The sequence below is a fragment of the Phocaeicola coprophilus DSM 18228 = JCM 13818 genome, assembly GCF_000157915.1.
Lineage (GTDB): Bacteria > Bacteroidota > Bacteroidia > Bacteroidales > Bacteroidaceae > Phocaeicola > Phocaeicola coprophilus.
Map to the genome: position 1 here is coordinate 1 of NZ_EQ973698.1, position 1,572 is coordinate 1,572.

At 44.7% G+C, this 1,572-nt stretch carries 2 protein-coding genes; both read left to right on the forward strand.

The genetic code is table 11. The features are described from left to right. Positions 1 to 40 precede the first annotated feature (40 nt). On the forward strand, positions 41 to 418 hold the full coding sequence (locus BACCOPRO_RS17045; RefSeq protein WP_008145712.1) for a hypothetical protein: 378 nt from the start codon (positions 41 to 43) through the stop codon (positions 416 to 418). A gap of 35 nt (positions 419 to 453) precedes the next feature. After that, positions 454 to 1,443, forward strand: a complete 990-nt coding sequence (locus tag BACCOPRO_RS17050; RefSeq protein WP_008145714.1) for an IS3 family transposase — start codon at positions 454 to 456, stop codon at positions 1,441 to 1,443. The last annotated feature ends 129 nt before the right edge of the window (positions 1,444 to 1,572 follow it).

Consider the following 1,572-nt stretch of genomic DNA (forward strand, 5'->3'; position numbering starts at 1 on the left):
GTCTTTCCCTAGAAAAAGTTGACTCGCAAAGTCAATAGTTATGTGGAAATACAATTGTGAGAAACGAAACAAGTATTATGATGAGGTAATACGCCTTTATACCCAAGAAGGTCTTGGTCGTTCAAAGATTTCTCGAATTATTCCTGTCGGTGAGACAACAATTTCAAGATGGATTCGTAACTTTGCAGATGAGAAACAAATTCAAGTTGTAATGAAGCGCAAGTCATCCATCAATCCAGAAACTCCCGAAGCAGGTATTGAGAGTGGGGATGTCAAGGCATTGCAAGCAGAGATTGCCCGTTTGAAGAAGGAACTCGCCCATGAATCACTTCGTGCCGATGCCTTCAATGAACTGATCAACGTTGCAGAGAAGCAGTTCAACATCTCTATCCGAAAAAAAGCTGGCGCCAAGCAGTAAAGAACCTGCATGCAGAGGACTCCCGCCGTTATCAGGTGGAGAGTCTCTGCAAACTGTTTGGCGTTACCAAGCAGGCTTACTACAAGTATGACGAGAACCGTCTGCTTGAAAGAATAGCAAGTGAGGAATTCGCGGTATTCTACATCAAGGAGATCCGCAGGAAAGATCCTGGCATAGGTGGGAGCAAACTATGGTACATGTATCGCAAGACCTTTGAAGGAGGCCATCCCCTTGGGCGTGATCGTTTTGCCGATATTGTCGACAAGTATGGCTTGAAGGTACGTCTGAAAGTGCGTAAACCTCGTACGACAGACTCCACGCATGGGCTCCCCGTGTTTCCCAACCTAATAAAGGATTACATCCCTCTTGCGCCTAATCGTCTGTGGGTGAGCGATATTACATATATAACAATATGGATTGACGCAGAACACTATTATTTCTGTTATCTGTCACTGATACTCGATGCCTATAGCGAAGAGATTGTCGGTTGGTGTGTCGGAGAAACGCTTGATACAGCCTATCCCATTAAAGCGCTTGAGATGGCTCTGCGTAGGCTTTCCGGCATTGCCAAGGAAGACGTAAGGCTCATTCATCACTCAGACAGAGGGTGCCAATACGCGAGTGCAAAGTACGTAGCCATCCTGAAAGAGCAAGGAATACAGATAAGCATGACCGAGAGCGGAGATCCGAAGGACAACGCTCAGGCAGAGCGGATAAACAACACAATGAAGAATGAGCTCCTCAAAGGAATGACATTCCACAATATTGATGAGGTAATCCAGGCTGTCGCCTCTGCGGTACGCTTCTACAACGAGGAACGTCCTCACATGAGCATTGATATGATGACACCCAAAGAAGCTGCCTTGTGTGTAGGAGAAATCACTAAAAGATGGACGAGTTACAGGGAAATGCACATAAAAGAGAATCAAAACTCTTGCATAATCCCTGAGAAAGGTTTACCTTTGCAGCCGTGTCCAGGGTTTCCTTCAGGGCTACGCCCTTCAGTCAACCCTGGACAGTTATAAGAATGACTCAGTCAACCAACATCAGTGATAAAGAATAATAGTCAACTATAATCAGTTTTTATGTTTAACTGAGTCAACTTTATCAAGGTTTAAGACATACAAGTAGTCAACCTAAATCAGGAAACTACA

Excerpts from the sequence above, each read along its gene's own strand:
- BACCOPRO_RS17045 (WP_008145712.1), top strand. The coding sequence starts at position 41 with ATGTGGAAATACAATTGTGAGAAACGAAACAAGTATTATGATGAGGTA.